Consider the following 2,999-nt stretch of genomic DNA (forward strand, 5'->3'; position numbering starts at 1 on the left):
CCCTTGTCCGGTTTATTGTTGGAGATGGACGGCTTCGGCGGGGTCCATGGCTGGCAATGGCTGTTCGCAGTCGAAGGCCTGATGGCGACCGCCGTCGGCGTCTGGGCCTACTGGTACCTGGATAACCGCCCCGCCGACGCCAAGTGGCTCACCGCAACTGAACGCCTGCACATCCAGACCCTGCTCGACCAGGAAGACCAGCACAAAACCTCCCACGGCCGCAGCCTGCTGAATGTGCTGTGCCAACCATCAGTGCTGTATTTGTGCCTGGTGTACCTGTTGATCCAGGCCAGCGTGTACGGCGTGGTGTTTTACCTGCCCAGCCAGGTCGGCGGGCTGCTCGGCACCAAAGTCGGGCTGATGGTCGGGCTGGTGTCGGCGATTCCGTGGATCTGCGCGCTGTTTGCCGCCTGGTGGATTCCCGCCTACTCCGACCGCAGCGGTGAGCGCCGCCACACCGCCTGCCTCACGCTGTTGATGGCCGCCGCCGGCATCGCCTGCTCGGTGACCTTCAGCAACCCGCTGCTGGGCATGCTTGCGCTGTGTTTCGCCGCATCAGGCTTCATTGCCGTGCAACCGGTGTTCTGGACCTTTCCCTCCAGCTACCTCGCCGGCAGCGCTGCCGCCGCCGGCATCGCCTTGATCAACTCGTTCGGAGCCCTCGGCGGGTTTATAGCGCCGGTCATCAAGCACTGGGCCGAAAGCGCCTTCCATTCTCCGGCGGCCGGTCTCTACCTGCTCTCCGCCACCACGGTCCTGGCTGCATTGCTGGTACTGGGCATCCATTCACCCGGCCATAACGCGTCGAACACGCCGGCCACTGTTTAATTCCAGGAGTCACACCATGGGTCATCTCACCATCAAACACGTGCGCGCCTTCGTACTGCGCGGCGGCGGCGCCGATTACCACGACCAGGCCGACGGCCACTGGATCGACGACCACATCAGCACGCCCATGAGCAAATACCCCGAGTACCGCCAGAGCCGCCGCAGCTTCGGCATCAACGTACTCGGCACGCTGGTGGTGGAGATCGAAGCCAGCGACGGCACCGTCGGGTTTGCCGTGACCACCGGCGGCGAGCCGGCCGCCTACATCGTCGAGAAACACCTGGCACGCTTCCTTGAAGGCGCGCGCGTCACCGATATCGAAAAGATCTGGGACCAGATGTACCAGTCCACGCTCTACTACGGCCGCAAGGGCCTGGTGATCAACACGATCTCCGGCGTCGACCTGGCGCTATGGGACCTGCTCGGCAAAGTCCGCCAGGAGCCGGTGCACCAGTTGCTCGGCGGCGCAGTGCGCGACGAGCTGCAGTTCTACGCCACCGGCGCACGCCCGGACCTCGCGCAGAAAATGGGCTTTATCGGCGGCAAGATGCCCCTGCATCACGGCCCCAGCGAAGGCGAAGAAGGCCTGCGCAAAAACCTCGAAGCCTTGGCGACCATGCGCGAACGGGTCGGCCCGGACTTTTGGCTGATGCTCGATTGCTGGATGAGCCTGGACCTGAACTACGCGACCAAACTGGCGCTGGGCGCCCACGAATACGGGCTCAAGTGGATCGAAGAAGCGCTGTCACCTGACGATTACTGGGGCTACGCCGCACTGCGCAACAACGTGCCTAAGGGCATGCTCGTGACCACCGGCGAACACGAAGCCACGCGCTGGGGTTTCCGCATGCTGCTCGAAATGGGCTGCTGCGACATTATCCAACCCGACGTCGGCTGGTGCGGCGGCCTCACCGAACTGGTGAAAATTTCCGCCTTGGCCGATGCCCACAACGCGATGGTCGTGCCCCACGGCTCATCGGTCTACAGCTACCACTTTGTGGCCACGCGCCATAACAGCCCCTTCGCCGAGTTCCTGATGATGGCGCCCAAGGCGGATGAAGTGGTGCCGATGTTCCATCCGCAACTGCTCGGTGAACCGGTACCGGTGAATGGCCGCATGCGCCTGTCGGTGCTCGACAAGCCCGGTTTCGGCGTTGACCTGAACCCGGATTGCCAACTGCACCGCCCCTACAACCGTTGAGGAAAACTGCCATGAACATGCCCCGCAACGGCTTCAAGGCCGCCCTCGCCAAGGACGCCACGCAATACGGCATCTGGGCCGGTTTCGCCAGCGCCTACGGCGCCGAAATCGTCGCCAGTATCGGCTATGACTGGATGCTCATCGACGGCGAGCACGCCCCCAACACCGTGCCCAGCGTGCTCAACCAACTGCAGGCCGTCGCGGCCTACACCACCGCGCCGGTGGTGCGGGCAGTGAGTGGCGACGCCAACCTGATCAAGCAACTGCTGGATGTCGGCGCCCAGACCCTGATGATCCCCATGGTCGAAACCGCCGAACAGGCCCAGGCCCTGGTGCGCGCCATGCGCTATCCGCCCCACGGCATTCGCGGCGTTGGCGGCGGCCTGACCCGCGCCACGCGCTGGGACGGCGTGGCGGATTACCTGCAAACCGCCCACGAACAGCTGTGCCTGATCGTGCAGGTGGAATCGCGCCTGGGGGTTGAAAACGTCGCGGCGATTGCCGCAGTGGAAGGTGTGGACGCAGTGTTCATCGGGCCTGCAGACCTGTCCATCGGCCTCGGCCATGCCGGCAACCCGGGCCACCCCGACGTGCAGGAACGCATCAAGCACGCGGTGGACGCGACCCTCGCCGCCGGCAAAGTCAGCGGCATCCTGGCGCCTAACGAAGAAGACGCGCGCCGTTACCAGGCCTGGGGCTGCCGCTTTATCGCGGTGGCCATCGACATCAGCCTGTTGCGCCAGAGCGCACTCTCCACCCTCAACCGTTATCGCCCGGCCGCCGACGCGAAAGCGCCGTCGCGCACCTACTGAGGAACCTGCCCATGCCTTCCGTTCCCGTTTACCAGAACTACATCAACGGCCGCTTCACCCCAAGCGAGGCGCACCTCGACGTGCTCAACCCGGCCACGGGTGCGCTGCTGTCGAAGGTTCCCGCCTCCACCGCCGCCGACGTCGACCAGGCCCTGAAC

Annotated in this window: 3 protein-coding genes and 1 pseudogene; all 4 read left to right on the forward strand. The window is 64.8% G+C overall.

Translation table 11 applies throughout. The features are described 5' to 3' along the window. A partial coding sequence (locus WBB95_RS00040) for an MFS transporter (RefSeq protein WP_424485727.1) occupies positions 1 to 828 on the forward strand: 828 nt, incomplete at its 5' end. Between the two features lie 16 nt (positions 829 to 844). Further along, positions 845 to 2,029, forward strand: coding sequence for an L-rhamnonate dehydratase (rhmD, locus tag WBB95_RS00045; protein WP_424485728.1), 1,185 nt, complete (start codon positions 845 to 847; stop codon positions 2,027 to 2,029). A gap of 11 nt (positions 2,030 to 2,040) precedes the next feature. Further along, positions 2,041 to 2,841, forward strand: a complete 801-nt coding sequence (locus WBB95_RS00050) for an HpcH/HpaI aldolase family protein (RefSeq protein ID WP_424485729.1) — start codon at positions 2,041 to 2,043, stop codon at positions 2,839 to 2,841. 11 nt (positions 2,842 to 2,852) lie between these two features. Further along, positions 2,853 to 2,999, forward strand: a pseudogene (locus WBB95_RS00055) (aldehyde dehydrogenase); the annotation flags it as partial.

The organism is Pseudomonas sp. (genome assembly GCF_049645325.1).
GTDB lineage: Bacteria > Pseudomonadota > Gammaproteobacteria > Pseudomonadales > Pseudomonadaceae > Aquipseudomonas.

What these genes read in the sequence shown, in the direction of transcription:
- rhmD (WP_424485728.1), top strand. Translation starts at nt 845, where the DNA reads ATGGGTCATCTCACCATCAAACACGTGCGCGCCTTCGTACTGCGCGGC.
- WBB95_RS00050 (WP_424485729.1), top strand. Translation starts at nt 2,041, where the DNA reads ATGAACATGCCCCGCAACGGCTTCAAGGCCGCCCTCGCCAAGGACGCC.